24 protein-coding genes and 1 riboswitch are annotated in these 19,278 nt (G+C 72.7%); of the genes, 10 read left to right on the top strand and 14 right to left on the bottom strand.

Annotated elements, in window-relative coordinates:
* The first annotated feature begins 15 nt into the window (after nt 1-15).
* Entirely contained in the window at nt 16-885 is an 870-nt protein-coding gene (locus V7S47_RS12575) for a DUF817 domain-containing protein (protein ID WP_336561862.1), read from the top strand.
* Here V7S47_RS12575 and V7S47_RS12570 read toward each other — a convergent pair.
* The 6 genes from V7S47_RS12570 to V7S47_RS12545 form a co-directional block, all read right to left on the bottom strand.
* Nucleotides 848-1,909 (bottom strand): sensor histidine kinase, encoded by a 1,062-nt coding sequence (locus V7S47_RS12570; protein ID WP_336561861.1) that lies wholly within the window; start codon nt 1,907-1,909, stop codon nt 848-850. The two genes, V7S47_RS12575 and V7S47_RS12570, sit on opposite strands and share 38 nt — an antisense overlap.
* Nucleotides 1,906-2,700 carry a TrmH family RNA methyltransferase gene (locus V7S47_RS12565; protein ID WP_442945348.1) on the bottom strand — a complete coding sequence of 265 codons (795 nt, stop codon included), beginning with the start codon at nt 2,698-2,700 and terminating at the stop codon, nt 1,906-1,908. Before V7S47_RS12565 ends, V7S47_RS12570 begins: the two co-directional genes overlap by 4 nt.
* Before the next feature lie 8 nt (nt 2,701-2,708).
* Nucleotides 2,709-3,101, bottom strand: coding sequence for a 50S ribosomal protein L20 (gene rplT / locus V7S47_RS12560; RefSeq protein WP_090855514.1), 393 nt, complete (start codon nt 3,099-3,101; stop codon nt 2,709-2,711).
* A 102-nt stretch (nt 3,102-3,203) separates the two neighbouring features.
* Nucleotides 3,204-3,398, bottom strand: a complete 195-nt coding sequence (rpmI, locus tag V7S47_RS12555; RefSeq protein ID WP_056862815.1) for a 50S ribosomal protein L35 — start codon at nt 3,396-3,398, stop codon at nt 3,204-3,206.
* 69 nt (nt 3,399-3,467) lie between these two features.
* Complete coding sequence (infC, locus tag V7S47_RS12550; protein ID WP_090855675.1) at nt 3,468-4,208, bottom strand: translation initiation factor IF-3; 741 nt, start codon at nt 4,206-4,208, stop codon at nt 3,468-3,470.
* 263 nt (nt 4,209-4,471) lie between these two features.
* The gene (locus V7S47_RS12545) at nt 4,472-4,996 is read right to left on the bottom strand and encodes an SseB family protein (RefSeq protein WP_336561859.1); all 525 of its coding nucleotides are present in this window, start codon (nt 4,994-4,996) and stop codon (nt 4,472-4,474) included.
* 72 nt (nt 4,997-5,068) lie between these two features.
* Between V7S47_RS12545 and V7S47_RS12540 the strand changes: the two genes are divergently transcribed.
* The 4 genes from V7S47_RS12540 to V7S47_RS12525 are packed head-to-tail and all read left to right on the top strand — an operon-like array spanning nt 5,069 to nt 8,191.
* On the top strand, nt 5,069-5,503 hold the full coding sequence (locus tag V7S47_RS12540) for a hypothetical protein (protein ID WP_336561858.1): 435 nt from the start codon (nt 5,069-5,071) through the stop codon (nt 5,501-5,503).
* A complete protein-coding gene (locus tag V7S47_RS12535; RefSeq protein WP_336561857.1) occupies nt 5,503-6,723 on the top strand; it encodes an amino acid deaminase/aldolase in 1,221 nt (406 codons plus the stop codon). The genes V7S47_RS12540 and V7S47_RS12535 overlap by 1 nt, the downstream gene beginning before the upstream one ends.
* A complete protein-coding gene (locus V7S47_RS12530) occupies nt 6,701-7,255 on the top strand; it encodes a uridine kinase family protein (protein WP_336561856.1) in 555 nt (184 codons plus the stop codon). Before V7S47_RS12535 ends, V7S47_RS12530 begins: the two co-directional genes overlap by 23 nt.
* Before the next feature lie 9 nt (nt 7,256-7,264).
* Nucleotides 7,265-8,191 (top strand): aldose 1-epimerase family protein, encoded by a 927-nt coding sequence (locus V7S47_RS12525; protein WP_336561855.1) that lies wholly within the window; start codon nt 7,265-7,267, stop codon nt 8,189-8,191.
* Nucleotides 8,192-8,411: 220 nt separating this feature from the next.
* Here the strand turns inward: V7S47_RS12525 and V7S47_RS12520 are convergent, their stop codons facing one another.
* From V7S47_RS12520 to V7S47_RS12510, 3 genes are read right to left on the bottom strand one after another with little or no spacing between them, the layout of a single operon-like run.
* Nucleotides 8,412-8,888, bottom strand: a complete 477-nt coding sequence (locus tag V7S47_RS12520) for a PH domain-containing protein (protein WP_336561854.1) — start codon at nt 8,886-8,888, stop codon at nt 8,412-8,414.
* Nucleotides 8,872-9,720 carry an ATP phosphoribosyltransferase gene (hisG, locus tag V7S47_RS12515; RefSeq protein ID WP_090855497.1) on the bottom strand — a complete coding sequence of 283 codons (849 nt, stop codon included), beginning with the start codon at nt 9,718-9,720 and terminating at the stop codon, nt 8,872-8,874. Before hisG ends, V7S47_RS12520 begins: the two co-directional genes overlap by 17 nt.
* A 9-nt stretch (nt 9,721-9,729) precedes the next feature.
* Nucleotides 9,730-9,993, bottom strand: a complete 264-nt coding sequence (locus V7S47_RS12510; protein ID WP_090855672.1) for a phosphoribosyl-ATP diphosphatase — start codon at nt 9,991-9,993, stop codon at nt 9,730-9,732.
* Nucleotides 9,994-10,061: 68 nt separating this feature from the next.
* On the opposite strand from V7S47_RS12510, the gene V7S47_RS12505 reads away from it, so the two are divergent.
* From V7S47_RS12505 to V7S47_RS12490, 4 genes are read left to right on the top strand one after another with little or no spacing between them, the layout of a single operon-like run.
* Nucleotides 10,062-12,770, top strand: coding sequence for a PAS domain-containing sensor histidine kinase (locus tag V7S47_RS12505; protein WP_336561853.1), 2,709 nt, complete (start codon nt 10,062-10,064; stop codon nt 12,768-12,770).
* Between the two features lie 17 nt (nt 12,771-12,787).
* Complete coding sequence (locus V7S47_RS12500) at nt 12,788-13,303, top strand: pyruvoyl-dependent arginine decarboxylase (protein ID WP_336561852.1); 516 nt, start codon at nt 12,788-12,790, stop codon at nt 13,301-13,303.
* On the top strand, nt 13,296-13,868 hold the full coding sequence (locus V7S47_RS12495; RefSeq protein WP_336561851.1) for a hypothetical protein: 573 nt from the start codon (nt 13,296-13,298) through the stop codon (nt 13,866-13,868). The genes V7S47_RS12500 and V7S47_RS12495 overlap by 8 nt, the downstream gene beginning before the upstream one ends.
* Nucleotides 13,869-13,927: 59 nt before the next feature.
* Nucleotides 13,928-14,320, top strand: coding sequence for a response regulator (locus V7S47_RS12490; RefSeq protein ID WP_336561850.1), 393 nt, complete (start codon nt 13,928-13,930; stop codon nt 14,318-14,320).
* 132 nt (nt 14,321-14,452) lie between these two features.
* Here the strand turns inward: V7S47_RS12490 and ribH are convergent, their stop codons facing one another.
* The 5 genes from ribH to ribD are packed head-to-tail and all read right to left on the bottom strand — an operon-like array spanning nt 14,453 to nt 18,598.
* On the bottom strand, nt 14,453-14,941 hold the full coding sequence (gene ribH, locus V7S47_RS12485) for a 6,7-dimethyl-8-ribityllumazine synthase (protein ID WP_090855482.1): 489 nt from the start codon (nt 14,939-14,941) through the stop codon (nt 14,453-14,455).
* The gene (locus tag V7S47_RS12480; RefSeq protein WP_336561849.1) at nt 14,938-16,200 is read right to left on the bottom strand and encodes a bifunctional 3,4-dihydroxy-2-butanone-4-phosphate synthase/GTP cyclohydrolase II; all 1,263 of its coding nucleotides are present in this window, start codon (nt 16,198-16,200) and stop codon (nt 14,938-14,940) included. Before V7S47_RS12480 ends, ribH begins: the two co-directional genes overlap by 4 nt.
* Entirely contained in the window at nt 16,197-16,883 is a 687-nt protein-coding gene (gene pnuC / locus V7S47_RS12475; RefSeq protein ID WP_336561848.1) for a nicotinamide riboside transporter PnuC, read from the bottom strand. The genes V7S47_RS12480 and pnuC overlap by 4 nt, the downstream gene beginning before the upstream one ends.
* Nucleotides 16,883-17,500, bottom strand: a complete 618-nt coding sequence (locus V7S47_RS12470; protein WP_336561847.1) for a riboflavin synthase — start codon at nt 17,498-17,500, stop codon at nt 16,883-16,885. The genes pnuC and V7S47_RS12470 overlap by 1 nt, the downstream gene beginning before the upstream one ends.
* Nucleotides 17,501-18,598: a bifunctional diaminohydroxyphosphoribosylaminopyrimidine deaminase/5-amino-6-(5-phosphoribosylamino)uracil reductase RibD gene (gene ribD / locus V7S47_RS12465; RefSeq protein WP_336561845.1), complete on the bottom strand. Its 1,098-nt coding sequence runs from the start codon at nt 18,596-18,598 to the stop codon at nt 17,501-17,503.
* Between the two features lie 90 nt (nt 18,599-18,688).
* A riboswitch (FMN riboswitch) is annotated at nt 18,689-18,833 on the bottom strand.
* A 251-nt stretch (nt 18,834-19,084) separates the two neighbouring features.
* On the opposite strand from ribD, the gene V7S47_RS12460 reads away from it, so the two are divergent.
* On the top strand, nt 19,085-19,261 hold the full coding sequence (locus V7S47_RS12460) for a hypothetical protein (RefSeq protein ID WP_336561844.1): 177 nt from the start codon (nt 19,085-19,087) through the stop codon (nt 19,259-19,261).
* Nucleotides 19,262-19,278 lie beyond the last annotated feature (17 nt).

Here is a 19,278-nt window from a genome sequence, read left to right as displayed (position 1 = left end):
TGCGTCAATAGCAGGGTGAACGTCACCGTGGAGTCTAGGGAGCCGGTCGCCGGACGCGCGAACCGGTTCCCGGCGTACCCGGTCCGGCAGCTGCTCCGCTTCGCGTGGGCGGAGCTGCAGTCCTGCGTGTTCGCCGCCGCGGTGTTCGCCGGGCTGCTGGTCTGCTTCGTCGTCCCGCTGCCGGTGGCGTCGTACGACGCGCTGCTGGTGTGGTGCGTCGCGGTCACGCTCGGCTTCTGGTGGCTGGGCCTGGAGAGCTGGCGCGAGGTGCTGGTGATCTGCGCCTTCCACCTGCTGGGACTCGGCCTGGAGCTGTTCAAGGTGCACGTCGGCTCCTGGTCCTACCCCGGCGACGCGGTGACCAAGGTCGCGGGCGTGCCGCTCTTCTCGGGCTTCATGTACGCCGCCGTCGGCTCCTACATCTGCCAGGCCTGGCGGCGCCTGGACCTGCGGGTCAGCCACTACCCGGCACTGCCCGCGACGCTGGTCGCCGTGGGGATCTACGCGAACTTCTTCACCCATCACTGGATCGTCGACCTGCGCGTGCCGCTCGCGCTGGCGGGGCTGGTGCTGCTGCGCCGTACCTGGGTGCACTTCACCGTCGGCCCGGCCCGCTACCGGATGCCCCTGGCCGTGTCGTTCCTGCTGATCGGGCTCTTCCTCTGGATCGCCGAGAACCTCGCGACCCTGCTGGACGCCTGGGCCTACCCCGGCCAGGAGCAGGTCTGGCACGTCGTGCACGCGTCGAAGATCGGGGCCTGGGCGCTGCTGGTCACGATGAGCTTCGTGCTGGCGGCGACCGTGAAGCGGTACGAGGGCGTCCTGCACCACGTGGAGGAGTCGTCGGTCAGTCCTGGCGACGGTCCTCGGCCGGCCAGCAGGTGACCACGCGGGCGCCGCCGCCGGGGGCGTCGTCGATGACCACGATGCCGCCGTGGGCACGGACCAGGCCGTGCACGATGTAGAGCCCGAGGCCCGAGCCGCCCCGTACGCCGCCCTTCCAGAACTTGGTGAAGACCCGGCGACGCAGCTCGACGGGGATCCCGGCGCCCTGGTCGTCGACGGTGACCTCCACGCCCGGCCACTCGGTGCCCTCGGGCATCGCGCGCAGGGCCACCCGGACCGTGCCGTCGCCGTGCCGGACGCCGTTCTCGACCAGGTTGGTGACCACCTGGGTGAACTTGTCGGGGTCGACCGTGATCTCCGGGAGGTCCGGGCCGATCTCGAGCTCGACGGGTGTGGCGGTGCCCGCGGAGACCGACTCGACGATCCGGTGGACCAGGACCTGGGCGTCAGCGGGCCGCGGGTAGAGCTGCAGGCGTCCGGTGTCGATGCGGGCCACGTCGAGCAGCTCCGCGATCAGCCGGCTCAGCCGGTCGGAGTCGGCGTGCACGGTGGTGAGCATCAGCTTCTTCTGCTCGTCGTTCAGCTTGTCCCAGCGGTTCAGCAGGGCCTGGACGAAGCCCTTCACCCCGGTCAGCGGCGAGCGCAGCTCGTGGGCCACCGTCGCGACCAGGTCGGAGCGCTCGCGGTCCAGACGCGCGCGACCACGGCCCGAGCGCAGGGTCACCACGACCCGGGAGACCGGCTGGTCGAGGGCGGGCCTGTGGATCCGGGCCGCGACCAGGACCTCCTCCCCGTTGGGGAGCTGCCAGGACTGCTCGGGGACCGCCCGCCGGGTCGCGAGGCCGCCGTAGGGGCGGTTGACGTCGTACCAGTGCTGGCCCTCGTGGTCCTGCAGCGTGAGGACCTCGCCCAGCGACCGGCCGACCGTCCCGGCGGCGGCCGGGCCCAGCATCGTGGCGGCGACCGAGGACACCAGAGTCACGACCCGGTCCGGTCCGGCCACCACCACGCCGTCGGGCAGCGAGTCGGCGAGCGCCTGGGCGTCGTGCTCCGGGTCGGTCACTCCTGCAGCGTACGGCGCTGGGCCCGCGCGGAGGCGTAGAGGCAGAGCGCGGCCGCGGTGGAGAGGTTGAGGCTCTCGGCCCGGCCGTGGATCGGGATCCGGACCCGGTGGTCGGCGAGCGCCGCCAGGTCGTCGGGCAGGCCCCAGGCCTCGTTGCCGAACAGCCAGGCCGTCGGGCGGGTGAGCAGCTCGTCGGCCTCGAAGAGGTCGATCTCACCGGCGCCGTCGGCGGCGAGCACGGTCAGGCCTGCGGCCCGGGCGGCCCTGACCGCGGCGGCGGCGTCCGGCTCGACCGCGACGGGGACGTGGAAGAGGCTGCCCACGCTCGCCCGGACCGTCTTCGGGTTGTAGGCGTCGACCGAGCTGCCGGCGAGCACCACGGCCTCGACGCCGGCCGCGTCCGCGCACCGGACGACGGTGCCCGCGTTCCCGGGGTCACGCACGTCGGCGCACAGCGCCACCAGGAGGCGCGGGGTGCTCAGCAGGTCCCCCAGCGGCCGGTCCAGGTGGCGGCAGAGCGCCACCACGCCGGCGGGCGACACACTGTCGCTCAGCGAGGCCAGGGCGCGATCGTCGACGAGCGTCCACGGGACGTCGACCGCCTCCGCGGCGAGGCCGGCGTACTGGTCGGTGGCCGCGGGGGTCGCGAAGACCTCGACGACGCAGCCAGGGACGGACAGCGCCCCCTCGACGGCCTTCGGGCCGTCGGCGAGGAACAGCCGCCGCTCGGATCGCACCGAGCGGCGGCTGAGCTTGCGCGTGTCCTTGAGACGACCGTTGCCGGCCGTCAGAGGGGCGGTCAGGCCGAGGCCTCCGCCTTGGGCGCGTTGACGTCCGCGGGCAGCGCGGCCTTGGCGACCTCGACGAGCGCGTTGAAGGCGGCCACGTCGTTGACGGCCAGCTCGGCCAGGATCTTGCGGTCGACCTCGACACCGGCCAGGCCGAGACCCTGGATGAACCGGTTGTAGGTGATCCCCTGAGCGCGAGCCGCAGCGTTGATCCGCTGGATCCACAGCTTGCGGAAGTTGCCCTTGTTCTTGCGCCGGTCGTTGTAGCTGTAGACCAGCGAGTGGGTGACCTGCTCCTTGGCCTTGCGGTACAGGCGCGAGCGCTGGCCGCGGTAGCCGCTGGCCCGCTCGAGGACGACCCGGCGCTTCTTCTGGGCGTTGACCGCCCGCTTGACGCGTGCCACTTGTTACTCCTTGGTGCTCAAAGTTCGGTTCGGGAGACCCCCGGTCGGGGTCTGGGGCGGAGCCCCAGTGGGGGGCTCACAGGGGCGGAGCCCCCGTGGGAGTCAGAGACCCAGCATCTTCTTCGCGCGGGGGACGTCGGCCTTGGCGACCTCGACGGTCCCGGTCAGGCGGCGCGTGACCTTCGAGGCCTTCTTCTCGAGGTTGTGGCGCTTGCCGGCCTTCTCGCGAAGGATCTTGCCGGACCCGGTCACGCGGAAGCGCTTCCCGGCACCCGAGTGGCTCTTGTTCTTCGGCATCTGTTTCTCTCTCTCGTCGTCCTGCCCGGCGCACGGTGGCGCGCCGGCGAGGATGGTCTGCGGTAGGGCTCAGGCCTCGATCTCGGGATCGAGGTTCTCGGAGCGGCCACGCTCCTTCTTCTTCGCCACCGGTCCGGCGGCGTGGGCGGCGTCGCGCTCGGCCTGCTCCTCGGCCTGGGCCGCGGCACGCTCGGCGGCGCGGGACTCCTTCGCGGCGAGGGCGTCGACCTTGGCGTCGGCCTTCTTCTTGTGCGGGCCGAGCACCATGATCATGTTGCGGCCGTCCTGCTTGGGCGAGGACTCCACGAAGCCGAGCTCCGCAACGTCCTCGGACAGCTTCTGCAGCAGCCGGAAGCCCAGCTCGGGGCGGTGCTGCTCGCGGCCGCGGAACATGATCGTGATCTTGACCTTGTCGCCGGCCTTGAGGAAGCGCACCACGTGACCCTTCTTGGTCTCGTAGTCGTGCGCGTCGATCTTGGGACGAAGCTTCATCTCCTTGATGATCACGTTCGTCTGGTTCCGACGGGCCTCGCGGGCCTTCTGGGCGTTCTCGTACTTGAACTTCCCGTAGTCCATGAGCTTGCAGACCGGCGGGCGGGCCATGGGCGCGATCTCGACGAGGTCGAGGTCGGCTTCCTGGGCAAGGCGCAGCGCGTCGGCCGTCGGCACGATGCCGACGGTCTCGCCGCTGGGTCCAACGAGGCGGACCTCGGAAACCCGGATCCGGTCGTTGATACGAAGCTCGGTGCTGATGTGTCCTCCAGTGGTAGGTGGCCAGGTGGTCTCGTCGTGCGGGCGGGGGCCCGAAATCAACGAAGGCTTCCGCTCATCCAAGCGGAAGCCAGTCGCGACACGTCACCGCGAGGTGATCGCACCACCGAGGACCACCACCGGACGACCAGCGTCTGGTGGGACCTACGGGACCGGACCCGACGACCTGATCGTGCTCCGGTCGATGCGGGTGGGAGACGATGTTGCTTGTCCTCCGCTTGATGATCGGCTCCCCGGACGCCTCACGGCACGGGGAGCTGATCGGTCAACACCCGAGGTTAGCCGAACATTCCGGCATGCCGCTAATCGGTGGGGCGCACCCAGGCGGGCTGCCCGGCAACCTGTGCGAGCGTCCAGCCGGCAGCGAGACCGTGCAGGTCCTCGCCCTCGACGACGACCCGGACCGGACCGGCGACGTCGACCACCAGGGCCGCCGCGCCCTCCTGGACCGCCGACTGGGCCGCGAGCTGCGTGAGGACCGGCACCGGACGGGCCTGCGGGTCCCAGGCCCGCAGGGCCTCCAGGCCCGTGAACGCCAGCAGCGCCAGGCGGCCGTCGGCGCCGGTGAGCAGCACGGCCGCCATCTCGCTGGACTTGTCGCGGGTACGGCCGGCCTCGTCGACCTCCGCCTCCCCCAGCACCGCGACGACCGGCACCAGGAGCCGGCCCGTCTGCAGCGCGGCGAGCACGCCGGCGTACCGACCCGGCTCGCCGGGCGCCTCGTCGTACGCCGCGAGGGCGGTGGCCACCTCGTCCGGGACCGTGCCCGTGTCGTCGGGGTACGCCGGGCTCGCCAGCTCGCGACGGGCTCCGTCCACCTGCTCCATGGCTCCATTGTCAGGCGGACGGCTCGGTGACGTGCACCGGGGCCGGCGCGCGCCGTGTGGGAGGCTGATCGCGTGGACGACGCGAGCTGGGCAGCGCTGACCCTGAGTCTCACCGTGGTGGGTGGGATCTGGACCTGGTACGCCTTCCGTCGCCGCGGCCTGGCCTCCGGGATCCGCGGGGTCGGGCTGAGCCTGCTGCCGCTGGCGGCGTACCTCACCGACACGCTGCGGATGTTCACCCGGATCGTCGACGCCGTCGGCGACTGGGCGGGAGGGCTCGCGCTCAACCCCCGGGTGTGGTCCGGCATCGCGGTCGCAGGCGTCGCCGTCGTCGCGTTCGTCGTGGCCCGGGCCATCGACGCGCGCCGGCCCCGGGTCGCGGCCCCGACCGAGAAGCCCGGCCGCCTGGAGCGGCCCGCGCGCGCCGAGCAGCGCGGCGCACCCGCGGTCCGGGACGACGACATGGCCGACATCGAGGCGCTGTTGCGCAAGCGGGGCATCTCCTGATGGCCGGGAGCACCACCATCGAGCGCAACCGCCTCTGGGCTCGGCTGAACGCCGCCGTCGCCGCCCAGGAGACCCCGTTCTCCTCGCCCCTGGTCGTGGTCGACCTCGACGCGTTCGACGCCAACGCCGAGGACCTCGTACGCCGCGCCGCCGGGAAGCCGGTGCGGGTCGCCTCCAAATCGGTCCGCGTGCCCGACCTGCTGCGCCGGGTCCTGGCCCGCGACGGGTTCGAGGGCGTCCTGGCCTTCACCCTCCGCGAGGCGCTGTGGCTCGAGGAGCAGGGCGTCAGCGACGACCTGGTCGTCGCCTACCCGACCGTCGACCGCGGAGCGCTGGCCGCGCTGGTCGCCTCCCCCCGGGCCGCCGCCCACGTCGCGCTGATGGTCGACGACGTCGCCCAGCTCGACGTGGTCGACTCCGTGCGGTCCTCGACGGCCGTCCCGGTGCGGATCGCCATCGACGTCGACGCCGGGCTGCGGATCGGCAGCCAGCACGTCGGCCCCAAGCGCTCCCCCCTGTACGACGCCTCCGGGGTGCTGGAGCTGGCCCGCACCATCGTGGCCCGGCCGGGCTTCCGGCTGGTCGGCGTGATGACCTACGAGGGCCAGGTGGCGGGACTGCAGGACGTCGTCCCGACCGCGCGGGCGCGGTCGATGATCGTGCGCGGCCTGAAGACCGCGTCGGTCGCCCAGCTCGCGCGCCGACGGCGCGAGGTCGCCGACGCGCTCGCCGAGATCACCGAGCTGGAGTTCTGGAACGCCGGCGGCTCGGGGTCGGTGGAGTCCTCCGGCGGGGACCCCGTGGTGACGGAGATCGCCGCGGGCTCCGGCCTCCTCGTCCCCACGCTCTTCGACCACTACCGGTCCTTCGCGCCGCGACCGGCGGCGTTCTACGGGCTGCCGGTCACCCGCCGCCCGTCGCCCGACGTCGCGACCGTGCACGGCGGCGGCCTGGTCGCCTCCGGCCCCGCCGGCCCCGACCGGCTGCCGACCCCCTGGGCGCCCGCCGGGCTGCAGGTGACCCCCCTGGAGGGCGCGGGCGAGGTGCAGACCCCGCTCGTCGGGCACACCGCCGGGCTGCTGCAGATCGGCGACCTGGTGTGGTTCCGCCACGCCAAGGCCGGCGAGCTGATGGAGCACACCAACGCCGCGCACCTGCTCGCCGGCGACGCGCTGGTCGGCACGGCCACCACCTATCGTGGCCACGGTCTCGCCTTCTGACGTCCTGCGGCTGGCCCTCGACCGGCCGGCCACGCTCGGTGACGGACGGCTGGTCTGCGTCGATGGCCCGGCCGGGTCCGGCAAGACCACCCTCGCCGCGGGCCTGGCCGCCCTCGACCCGCGCGCCCTGGTCGTGCACACCGACGAGCTGCTCGACGGCTGGGCGGGCCTGCCGACGCTGGCCCCCCGGCTGGCGGCGCTGCTGGAGCCACTGGCCCGGGGCGAGGACTCGTCGTACCTCCGCTACGACTGGCTCGCCGGGCGGTACGCCGAGGAGGTGGCGGTCCCCCGGACCCCGCTGCTGGTGCTGGAGGGCGTGGGCTCGGGCGCGCGGCTGCTGGCGCCGTACCGGACGCTGCTGGTGTGGGTCGGCGCTCCGGACGAGGAGCGGCTGCGGCGGGTGGTCGAGCGGGACGGACCGGCCGTCGCGCCGTACCTCCCGGCCTGGGTGGCCGACGAGGCCCGACACTTCGCCGAGGAGGGCACGTCCACCGCAGCGGACCTCCACGTCGGGGACCTCCCGAGCGCCTAGGGTCTACGCGTGCTCCCTCCCAGCGGTGACCAGTTCGAGATCGCGGCGGGCGGCTACCGCGCCGTCGTCACCGAGAGCGGCGCCGCGCTGCGGCTGCTGACGTACGGCGGCCGCGCGCTCGTCGATGGATTCGGCGAGCAGGAGCAGTCCTCGGGCGGCCGCGGCCAGCTGCTGGCGCCGTGGCCGAACCGGGTCCGCGACGGGCAGTACACCTTCGGTGGGGTCGACCACCAGCTCGCGCTGACCGAGCCGAAGCGGCACAACGCCTCGCACGGCCTGGCCCGCTGGGTGGCCTGGACCGTGCAGGAGCACACCGCGCACTCGGTCGCGCTCACCTACCGGCTGATGGCGCAGACCGGCTACCCGTGGACGGTCGACCTCAGCGTCGTCTACGACCTGTCGGCGGACGGGCTGACCGTCACCCAGACGGCGACCAACACCTCCGACGCGGAAGCGCCGTACGCGAGCGGGGCGCACCCGTACCTCACGGTCGGAGCCGGCCCGGTCGACACGCTGGAGCTCACCATGCCCGCCGCGACGCGGCTGCTGACCGACCCCGAGCGGCTGCTCCCCACGGGGCGCGAGGCGGTGGACGGGACGCCGTACGACTTCCGCGTGGCGCGGCCGCTGCGTGCGGTGGCCCTCAACGACTCCTTCACCGACTTGGCCCGGGACTCGCGCGGCATGGCGACCACGGTGCTGCGGGACCCGGGCTCGGGCCTCGGCGTCGCGCTCTGGGTCGACGAGCACCACCCGTGGCTGCTGCTCTACACCGCCGACGACGTCGCGACCACGGCTCGCCGGTCGATCGCCGTCGAGCCGATGACGGCGCCGCCGGACGCGTTCCGGTCCGGGGACGACCTGCTGGTGCTGGGCGTCGCGGGGAGCCCGGACGACGAGGTCTCGGCGACCTGGGGGATCCGGGACGCTGGTTGAGGTGCTCCGGAGCGACGGAGGAGCGGAGGAGCCTCGAAACCCGTCCTGCCGACAGACCGCGTCGATCGACGCCGTCGGGCGTCTCAACGGGCCTTGAGGCTCGTCGCTAGCGCTTCTCGCCCCTCAACCAGCGGCCACGGTCACCGGCTGGCTGCGGGGATCTCGACGGGCGCTCAGGACTTCGTCCTTCGCTGCTCGATCACCGGTGGGGGCTGCTCGATCACCGGTTCGGCGGCTGGTCGACGAGGGCGCGGAGCTGGCGGACGGCCCGGGTGGCGCGCTGGCCGTCGGAGCCCTGGATGCCCATGGCCGAGAGCGTCTCGCCGTCGGCGAGGTCGAGGGTGACCCAGGGGGCGCCGGGGGGCAGCCGGACGGCGACGACCTGCGCCCAGTCGAGCTCGTGGCGGCGGTAGCCGTTGACGACGACCAGCCGGTCCCGCTCGGCGACCACGCGGGAGCGCACCAGCGCGTTCATCGCGGTCGCCCCGAGCAGCCAGAGCACGGTGAGGGTGCCGATCTGGATCGCGGTGAAGCGGGCCCGGGTCTCGTCGTCGAAGGCGAACCACGCGGCGAGGAAGAGCGCCAGCAGCAGCGTGCCGCCCGCCGCGCCGGCGATCCGGGGACCGAGGGGGCGCCAGGTGTGGGGAAGGCTCACGGCGTGGTCGGGCGCCGCCGCCGGCTCAGAGCCGGCAGGCATCGATCTTCGTCGTCAGGATGCCGCGGGCGCCGATCTGGTAGAGCTCGTCCATCAGCCGCTGGGAGCCGTCGCGCGGGACCATCGCCCGCACCGCGACCCAGCCCTCGCGGCGCAGCGGGGAGACCGTCGGGCCCTCGATGCCGGGGGTGAGCCGGACCGCCTCGGCGACCCGCGACTCCTCGATGTCGTAGTCCATCATCACGTAGCCGCGAGCGACCAGGACGCCCTCGAGCCGACGCTTGAACACGTCGAAGCCCGGCGGCACCGAGCCGCTGCGCGTCACCAGGACGGCCTCGGACTCCAGGATCGTCTCGCCGAAGACCTCCAGCCCGGCCTGGCGCAGGGTGCTGCCGGTCTCGACCACGTCGGCGATCGCGTCGGCCACCCCCAGCTGGATGCTGGTCTCGACCGCACCGTCGAGGCGGACCACGCTGGCCTCGATGCCGCGCTCCTCCAGGAACGCGCGCACCACCCCGACGTACGACGTGGCGATCCGCGCGCCGGACAGCTGGGCCAGGTCGGTGAACGCGCCCTTGGGCCCGGCGAAGCGGAACCGGCTGCGGCCGAAGCCGAGGCTCAGCGCCTCCTCGGCCTTGGCGCCGGAGTCGAGCAGCAGGTCGCGGCCGGTGACACCGATGTCGAGCGTGCCCTCGCCGACGTACAGGGCGATGTCGCGCGGGCGGAGGTAGAAGAACTCGACGCCGTTCTCGGCGTCGGTCAGCGTGAGCTGCTTGGCATCCTCGCGCTGGCGGTAGCCGGACTCACGCAGCATCTCGGAGGCGGACTGGGACAGCGACCCCTTGTTGGGGACCGCGATGCGGAGCAGGGACATGGGGATCTCTCAGAGGTGGGCGTAGACGTCGTCGAGCTCGATGCCGGTCGCCAGCATCAGCACCTGGGCGTGGTAGAGCAGCTGGCTGATCTCCTCGGCCGCCCGCTCGGCGCCCTCGTGCTCGGCGGCCATCCAGGACTCGGCGGCCTCCTCGACCAGCTTCTTGCCGATGGCATGGACGCCGGCCTCGAGCTGCTGCACCGTCCCGGATCCCTCGGGCCTGGTGCGAGCCTTCTCGCTCAGCTCGGCCCACAGCTCGTCGAACGTCTTCACGGTCGGCAACTCTAGGCGGTCGTGGCCGCTGGCCGGGACGGCGGCCCCCGCGCTGGTACGGTCCGGGCATGGGCCAGACGGCGTCGCTGACCACGCAGCGCCGGCGGTTCCGGATCGCGGTCCCCGCCGCCCTGGCCTTCCTGCTCGTCTTCGGGCTGCTGCTGCAGCCGTGGTTCTCCACGGCGGTGCGCGAGAGCGCGAGCAGCGCGGGGCTCATCATCGTCGCCGTCGTCGGGATGACGAGCTGCGCGGTCCGGGCCCGCCAGACCGCCGGCCGGCGGCAGCGCTCCTGGCTGCTGCTGATCGCCGCCGGCGCCTCCGGGGTGCTCAGCAACGTCTGGGTGGCGGCGGTCGGGTCGGACCCCCTGGAGTCCCCCAGCACCTTCGGCGACCTGCTGCTCGCGCTGGCGCTGGCGCTCTCGATCGCGGCCCTGCTCAACTTCCCGACCGTACGACGGCGCGGGATCGACCTGCTCCTGCTCGTGCTCGACGGCGTCGTCATCGCCGCCGGCGTCCTCATCATCGCCTCGGTCCTGGTCTACGCCGCCCTGGCCGACCCGGTCGGCGGCTCCGGACCCGCCGTGACCCCGGTCCTGCTCCCCGTGCTCGACGTCGTGCTGGCGACCGTCGCCCTGCTGCTGGTGCTGCGCAGCGGGGGCGCCGACCGTCCGGTGCTGGCGCTGGTCTCGGCCGGGTTCGTGATGTACACCGCGGCCGACCTCTCCTTCGCCGTCCGGGTCGCGGAGGACGAGTTCCACTTCGGCACCGTCGGCGACCTCGGGTGGATGGCCGGCTACCTGCTCATCGGGCTGGCCGCGTGGTACCCGAGCGCCCAGGTCGACGGCCCCGAGCAGGACGCCACCGGATCCTCCGACGCCCGCGACACGCTGTTGGTCTACGCGGTCACCCTCGTCGCGGCGACCGTGCAGGTGGCCTTCTCCTCCGAGACCGAGATCGCCGGCGCCCAGGCCGTCGTCTGGCTGGTGCTGGTCATGGCCGCGGGGGTCCGGCAGACGCTGCTCACCTACGACAACGCGACCCTGCGGCGCGGCCTGGAGCACCGGGTGCGCGAGCAGACCGCAGACCTGCGCCGGCTGGTGCGTCAGACCGAGGTGCTGGTCAGCTCGGTGGGCGACGGGATCTACGGCGTTGACCTCTCCGGGCGGATCACCTTCGTCAACCCCTCGGGCGCGAAAGCGCTCGGCTACTCCCCCGACGAGCTGCTCGGTCGCAATGCGCACCTGGACTTCCACGGCCCCGCCGCCGACGGGACGCCGTACCCGCTCGAGCAGTGCTACATCACCGACGCGATCCTCTCCGGCCGGGTCTCGAGCGCCGAGCTGGACGAGTACCAGCGCGCCAACGGCGAGCTGTTCCCGGTCGAGATCACGGCCAGCCCGCTGCTCGACGGCGACGACCACGAGCGGATCCGGGGTGCGGTCGTGGTCTTCCGCGACATGACCCAGCGCCGCGAGGTCGACCGGATGAAGAACGAGTTCGTCTCGGTCGTCAGCCACGAACTGCGGACGCCGCTGACCTCGATCCGCGGCGCCCTGGGTCTGCTGGCGACCGGCAGCCTGGGCGAGCTGAGCCCGCGCGCGCAGTCGATCACCTCGATCGCGCTGGAGTCGAGCGAGCGGCTGGGTCGGCTGATCAACGACATCCTCGACCTCGAGCGCATCGAGTCCGGCAGTCGCCAGCTCGACCTCGGCACCCACCGGGCGGCCGACCTCCTCGCCGCGTCGGCCGACGAGATGACGGCGCTGGCCCGGGACCACGACATGCGCCTCGAGGTCGGCGCCGCCGAGGGCGTGGTGGTCGCCGACCGGGACCGGGTCGTGCAGACCCTCGCCAACCTGATCGGCAACGCCGTCAAGTTCTCCGGCGACGGCGACGTGGTCGTCCTCGAGGCCGCCGCCGGGGACGACGAGGTCGTGTTCAGCGTGCGCGACCAGGGCCGCGGGATCCCGCCCGACAAGCTGGCCACCATCTTCGAGCGCTTCCAGCAGGTCGACTCCTCCGACGCCCGCCAGAAGGGGGGCACCGGACTCGGCCTGACGATCAGTCGCGGCATCGTGGAGCGACACGGCGGCCGGATCTGGGCCGAGAGCGAGGTGGGCGCGGGGACGACGGTCCGGTTCACGCTGCCCACCCCCCGTCGCTCCCAGCTTCCGGCCTCGGGCGAGCACGACCTGCCGATCGGGCACGTCGTGCTCCTGGCCTCCGACGTGGCCGCCAGGTCCTCGTGGGCGGCCCGACTCGGCGCGGCCGGCTACCACCTGGAGGGCGACCGGTCGCCGGCGGTCGCGGTCACCGGTCCAGCCAGCGAGCCGCTGACCCGTGAGCGGATGCTCGCGGCGCTGGAAGTCTCGCGACGCGGCGACGGCGACACCGCCCTGGTCCTGGAGCCGGACGAGCGGATCGCGGACGAGGTCAGCCGCTGGATCGCCGACAGCGGCGTCCCGGTCGCGTCGGTGCCCAGCAGCTCCGAGGGGCAGACCCTGCTCGGGCAGCTGCGGCCGACCGTCCTCGTCGTCGACCTCGAGCGCTCCTGGGCGGAGGCCCTCGGCCTGGTGCGCGACCTCCGCGCCCGCATCCGGGGCGGCGAGACGACGGTCATCGCCTACCGGGCGTCGCCGCGGCAGGGGCGGGTGGGCGCCGCCGCGAGCGATCCGGCAGGATCGTCCTCGGACCGGACCGAGGACGACATCCTCGGCCAGCGACTCGTGGCGCTGATGGACATCGTGACAGCCCGTTTGGGCGGAGGCCCCACTTGAACCCATCCCAGCCGCCCGTGAGCACGCGATCGCGGCGCCTCGGCGTCGACATCTCGATCCGCTCGGCCTCGGGCGCCGGACGCACCACCCTCTCGGCGTTCGACCATGCGCTGCTGAACGCCGGCGTGGCGAACTTCAACCTGCTGGCGCTGTCGTCGGTGATCCCGCCGGGCAGCACGGTCACGCACGTCACCGACGGCTCCGAGCAGCCGGTCGAGGGCGACCACGGCGACCGGCTCTACTGCGTGCTGTCCACGGCGTACGCCGTCGAGCCGGGTCAGGTCGCCTGGGCCGGCCTCGGCTGGACCGTGGACGAGGAGACCGGTGGTGGACTCTTCGTCGAGCACGCCGCCCGGACCGAGGAGGACCTCCACCGCGCCCTGAGCGACTCGCTCGGCGACCTGGTCGCGCACCGCGGCGGCGGGTACGGCGAGTTCCGCACGCTGACCGCCTCGGCGTCGTACGTCGACCGCCCGGTCTGTGCCCTCGCCGTGGCCGCCTATGAGGTCAGCGGATGGACCCCCCGTGCCTGAGACCCCCCGGCCGGAGCTGCCGGTCCGGATCAGCGTCGAGACCGACGTCGACGCCGAGACCGCCGCCACCTACTACCGCCTGTACCTCGAGACGTTCGGCCACCTGGCCACCAAGGCCGTCGCCCGTCAGCTCCTGCACGAGGACGAGTTCCTCGAGGAGATGCACGACCCACGGGTCGCCAAGTACGTCGCCTGGGACGGCGACGACGTCATCGGACTGACCACCCTGACCAAGCACCTCGAGACGGTGCCGTGGATCAGCCCGGCGTACTTCGAGCACCACTACCCCGAGCAGTGGGCGCGGGACGCGGTCTACTACCTGGGCGTGACGCTCGTGGCGAAGAGCCGGCGTGAGTCGCACGTCTTCCAGGCGATGATCGCGGCCTGTACCGAGCTCATCCTGCGCGAGCGCGCGGTGTGCGCCTGGGACATGTGCTTCTACAACGACGAGGAGCTCGGCCTCGGCCCGGCGATCCGGCGGATGCTCGACCACCACCCCGAGCTGCAGGTCGCCCCGATCGACCGGCAGACGTACTTCGCGGCCGTCTTCTCGCCGCCTGCCTGAGCCGCCTCGTTCACCCCACGGACGCGGTCGCTACGCTGACCGCTCTGGGAGGAGGACCGATGACGGTGCCGCGTGTGCTCGTGGTCGACGACGACGACTCGATCCGGGAGATCACCCAGATCGCCCTCGAGGTCGTCGGCGGCTGGGAGGTGCTGAGCGCGAACGGCGGTGCGCCGGCGCTCGCCCTCGCGCGGGAGCACCACCCGGACGCGGTCCTGCTCGACGTGATGATGCCCGAGATGGACGGGCCGACGACGTTCGCGCACCTGCGCGCCGACGCGGCCACCAGCGACATCCCGGTCATCCTGCTCACCGCCAAGGTGCAGGTCGGTGACCGGCAGGCGTGGAGCGACATCGACGTCGTCGGGGTGATCGCCAAGCCGTTCGATCCGATGACGCTGCACAGCCAGGTCGCCGAGATGCTCGGGTGGGTGGGCGGGCAGGTTCCGTGAGTTCGGGGGTCCGCGGTCGGGTGCGGGGGTCTCGACACGGTTGCTAGCGCAACCTGCTCAACCACCGGGGGTACCGGGTGCGGAGGTTTCGAGACGGGACTTCGTCCCTCCTCAACCACCGGGGTCGGGTGCTCAGGCCTCGTAGCCGCGCTTGACCCGCTTCAGGGTCTGGGCGGTGACCAGGGCGGCGGAGGTGGCCTCGTAGCCCTTGTCCTCCTTCGAGCCCTCCAGGCCGGCGCGGTCGAGCGCCTGCTGGTCGTCGTCGCAGGTGAGGACGCCGAAGCCGACGGCCACGGTGTGGTCGAGGGCGACCCGGGTCAGGCCGTCGGTGGCGGCGTTGCAGACGTAGTCGAAGTGCGGCGTGCCGCCGCGGATGACCACGCCCAGCGCCACGACAGCGTCGTACCCCTGGGCGGCCAGCGCGGACGCCACCACCGGCAGCTCGAAGGTGCCCGGCACCCGGACGACGACCGGGGCCTCGACCTGGAAGTCGGCGAAGGCCCGGGCGGCGCCGGCCAGCAGGCCGTCCATCACCTGGTCGTGCCAACTGGCGGCCACCACCGCCACGCGCAGGTCGTGACAGTCGATCGGCTGGGGGGTGGGCGATCCGGCTCCGCTCATCGGAGTTCTCCGTTCTGGGTCGGGTCCTGCGTCAGGTCGAGGTCGGGCAGCACGTGGCCCATCCGGTCGCGCTTGGTCAGCAGGTAGGCGATGTTGTGGTCGTTGGGGTGCGGCGTCAGCGGGACCCGCTCGACGACCGAGATGCCGTAGTCCTCGAGGTTGGTGACCTTGTCGGGGTTGTTGGTCATCAGCCGCACGGTGTCGATCTTCAGGTCCTTCAGCACCTGGGTGGCCGCACCGTAGTGACGGGCGTCGGCGGGCAGGCCCAGGTCGAGGTTGGCGTCCACGGTGTCGCGCCCGCCGTCCTGGAGCTGGTAGGCCTGCAGCTTGGCGACCAGGCCGATCCCCCGGCCCTCGTGACCGCGCAGGTAGACGACGACGCCCCGGCCCTCGGCGACGATCCGTTCGAGCGCCTCGTCGAGCTGGGGACCGCAGTCGCAGCGGCTGCTGCCGAACACGTCGCCGGTCAGGCACTCCGAGTGCACCCGGGTCAGCACCGGGTCGGGGCCGCTGACGTCGCCGTACACCAGAGCGATGTGCTCGGAGTCGTCGGTGGTGATCCGGTAGCCGAAGGCGGTGAAGTCGCCGTGCCTGGTCGGGAGCCGGGTCTCGGCCTCGCGCTCGACGAGCACCTCGTGGCGGCGGCGGTACTTGACCAGGTCCTCGATCGAGATCATCGCCAGGCCGTGCTCGTCGGCGAACTCGCGCAGCTCGGCGGCCCGCTTCATGGTGCCGTCGTCGTTGACCACCTCGACCAGCACCCCGGCCGGCGTCAGCCCGGCCAGCTTCGCCAGGTCGACGGCCGCCTCGGTGTGGCCGCGGCGGGCCAGCACGCCGCCCTCGCGGTAGCGCAGCGGGAAGACGTGGCCGGGCCGGGTGATCTCCCACGGCTCGGTCGCCGAGTCGGCCAGCACCCGGGCGGTGTGCGCCCGGTCAGCGGCCGAGATGCCGGTGCTGACGCCGTCGCGGGCGTCCACCGAGATCGTGTACGCCGTGCGCAGCTTGTCCTTGTTGTGCGGCGTCATCAGCGGGATCTCCAGCCGGTCGAGCATGTCGCCCGGCATCGGCACGCAGATCACCCCGCTGGAGTGCCGGATCGTGAAGGCCATCAGCTCCGGGGTCGCCCGGCTCGCGGCGAAGATGATGTCGCCCTCGTTCTCGCGGTCCTCGTCGTCGACGACGACGACGGCCTTGCCGTCGGCGACGTCGGCGATCGCCCGCTCCACGCTGTCGAGGCGGACCTTCTCGTGCTGGCTCATGCCAGGGCTCCTTCGGAGTGCTGGCCGGCGGCCAGGTCGGCCTCCGGTTCGGTACGACGCTCCGCGCGCCACCAGGCGAAGAAGCCCAGGACGCAGAAGCCGCCGTAGAAGAGGTACATGCCGGCCGTCGGGTAGTAGCCGGCGTCGACGAGCGTGGTCACACCGACGACGTCGACGGCCACCCAGACCAGCCAGAACTCCACGTAGCCACGGGCCATCCCGTAGGTGGCGAGCACCGAGTCGGTGAGGATCCAGGCCTCGGTCGGCGGGCTGTAGGAGCCGATGTGCTGGAGGGTCTCGTAGGCCACGACGTAGCCGACGGCCGCGACGCCCAGCAGGGCCAGCCGCTCGGTCGCCGTGGCCCACCGAGGGGCGACCGCCCCGCCGTCGGTGGCACCGCGGGTGTGCTGCCAACGCCACCAGCCGTAGGCGCTGGCGACCGCGAAGAGCACCTGCCGGCCGGCCTGGCCCCACAGCGGCTCCGCGACGGCCCCACTCAGCTCGCCGCTGACGAACACGGTGAACAGCAGGACGTTGCCGACCAGGCCGACGGGCCAGGCCCAGACCAGGCGGCGCATGCCCAGCAGCGCGCTGGCCAGGCCGAAGCCGTTGCCGACGACCTCGCGGACCGAGAGGTAGCCGTCCCCCACCGGGATCGTGCCGTCGAGCAGCCAGTGCAGCATCAGTCCCGCACCTCGCTCCGGTGGGCGAGCAGCTTCTCGACGTGCTTGGCCAGGATGTCGGCCTCCAGGTTGACCCGGTCGCCCGGCGCGCGGGTGCCGAGCGTGGTGCGCGCGAGCGTCTCGGGGATCAGGCTGACCGTGAACGACTCGCGGCCGGCCTCGACGACGGTCAGGCTGACCCCGTCCACGGTGATCGAGCCCTTGTCGACCAGGTATCGGCCCAGGCCGCCGTGCTGGTCGGCCGGAAGGGAGATCTCGACGACCTCCCAGTGCTCGCTGGCGGTGCGTCGTACGACGTGGCCGACGCCGTCGACGTGGCCCTGGACGATGTGGCCACCCAGTCGCTTGTCGGCGGTCACCGCGCGCTCCAGGTTGACCCGGTCGCCCGGCCGGACGCCGAGGAGGCTGGTCTTGTCGAGGGTCTCCTGCATCACGTCGGCGGTCCAGGTCTCCCCGGTGCGCTCGGCGACGGTGAGGCAGCAGCCGTTGACCGAGATCGAGTCGCCCAGGCCGGCGTCCTCCAGGACGGTCGCGGCGCGGATGGTGAGGCGGATCGCGTCGCCCTGGTCCTCGACCGCCTCGACGGTGCCGAGCTCCTCGACGATTCCGGTGAACATTCAGGTGTCCTCTCGGGTCACGGGGTGTGGAGACGGTCGCTGCGCGACCTCCTCGACCACCGGCAAGGTGGGCGCCAGGGTCAGGCGCACGTTGGGCTCGTCGTCCTCGATCGGGTCCAGCACGGCGATGTCGGTGACGCGGGGACGGAACGCCGCGGAGATCGTGGAGATTCCGAGGTCGGCGACGGCGCTGCGCCCGGCGCCCAGGAACATCGGGGCCACGTAGACGACGATCTCGTCGACCAGGCCCGCGCGGAGGAAGGCCGCGGCCAGCGTCGGGCCGCCCTCCAGGAAGACGTGCTGACGGTCGCGGGCGAACAGCTCGGCCAGCGCCTGCTCGGGGTCGCGAGTGCGGAGGTGCACCGACGCGGCGTCACCGTTGAAGACCCGGCTCGCGGGGTCCAGGTCACGCAGGCCCATGACCGCGCGGAGCGGCTGGTGTGGGAGCGGCCGGTCGTGCTCGTCGCGGACGGTGAGCAGCGGGTCGTCGACCTCGACCGTGCTCGTCCCCACCAGCATGGTGTCGCAGCGGGCCCGGAGCCGGTGGGTGTCGAGGCGGGAGGCGCGCGAGCTGACCCAGCGACTGGTGCCGTCGGCCGCGGCGCTGCGTCCGTCGAGGGTGGTGGCGAGCTTCCAGGTCACGAACGGGCGGCCCCGCTCGACGGCGAACGACCAGACCCGGTTCAGGGCCCGCGACTCGTCCTCCAACAGACCCTGCGCGACCTCGATCCCGGCGGCGGCCAGGGTCGCCGCGCCGCCGGTGGCCACCGGGTTCGGGTCCGCCTGCGCGTACACGACCCGTCGTACGCCGGCCTCGACCAGCGCCTGCGCGCAGGGACCGGTACGCCCGGTGTGGTTGCACGGCTCGAGGGTCACGACCGCGGTCGTCCCCCGCGCCGACTCCCCCGCCCGGGCGAGCGCGTCGGCCTCGGCGTGCGCGGTCCCGGCGCCACGGTGGTGGCCCTCGGCGACCGTTCGGCCGTCGTCGGCCAGGAGGACGCAGCCGACCCGCGGGTTGGGACCGAGCGGGACGCCGGGCGTGGCCGCGAGCACCAGGGCGCGCGCCATCGCGTCGCGCTCGGCGGTGCTGAACGTCATCTCGCCCTCCGTCCGGGATGCTCACGGACTCCGGGGCGGACGGGACGTCACCCACGCGCTCGTCTCGGGGACGGGGCGTCGGTGTGTCACCTGCGTGCGCTTCCCATCCGGACTTTCACCGTCGGTCCAGGATTCTCACCTGGTCAACCGGCCGCTGGCTGCGACCGGGTCGCGGACTCCTGATCGTCGATCAGTCACCGCCGGCTCGGAATTACACCGACCCCAGAGCACGCGAGCTGTACACAACTCGTCGGGCCCGAGTCTGCCACAGGGTGTCCGAGGCCCGGATGTGAGTTCCGACATGCGGCAACCGATCGGGACCGCCTGGTCCACGCCTCGCTCGACGACGGGCGCTCGTCCCGCCCGGTGCCTGCCCGGTAGGTCCTCCGGGGGTTGATCGATCGTTCGCTCACCCACGGCGCGGACATTCGTGATCGAACGGTCGATCAACGGATTGCCGAGGCTGTGGAGGCCCGGTCGCCACCAGTGGGCGAATCGGTCAGCATCGGGGGGTGGTACGCCGCGGCCGGTGACCGCTGCCGGGACCCCGAGCAGGTCGAGCAGGTGCAGGCGCTGCTGCACGGGCTGCGAGCCGCCACCACGCGCTTCTGCGACCCGCTCGACGTCCCGGTGGCCCGGCGGATCCTCGACGACGCCGTCTGAGCCGACGTCGAGCATCC

It is taken from the genome of Nocardioides sp. CCNWLW216 (assembly GCF_037120545.1).
Classification (GTDB): Bacteria; Actinomycetota; Actinomycetes; order Propionibacteriales; family Nocardioidaceae; genus Nocardioides; species Nocardioides lianchengensis.
This window is presented reverse-complemented; position numbering and strand designations above follow the sequence as displayed.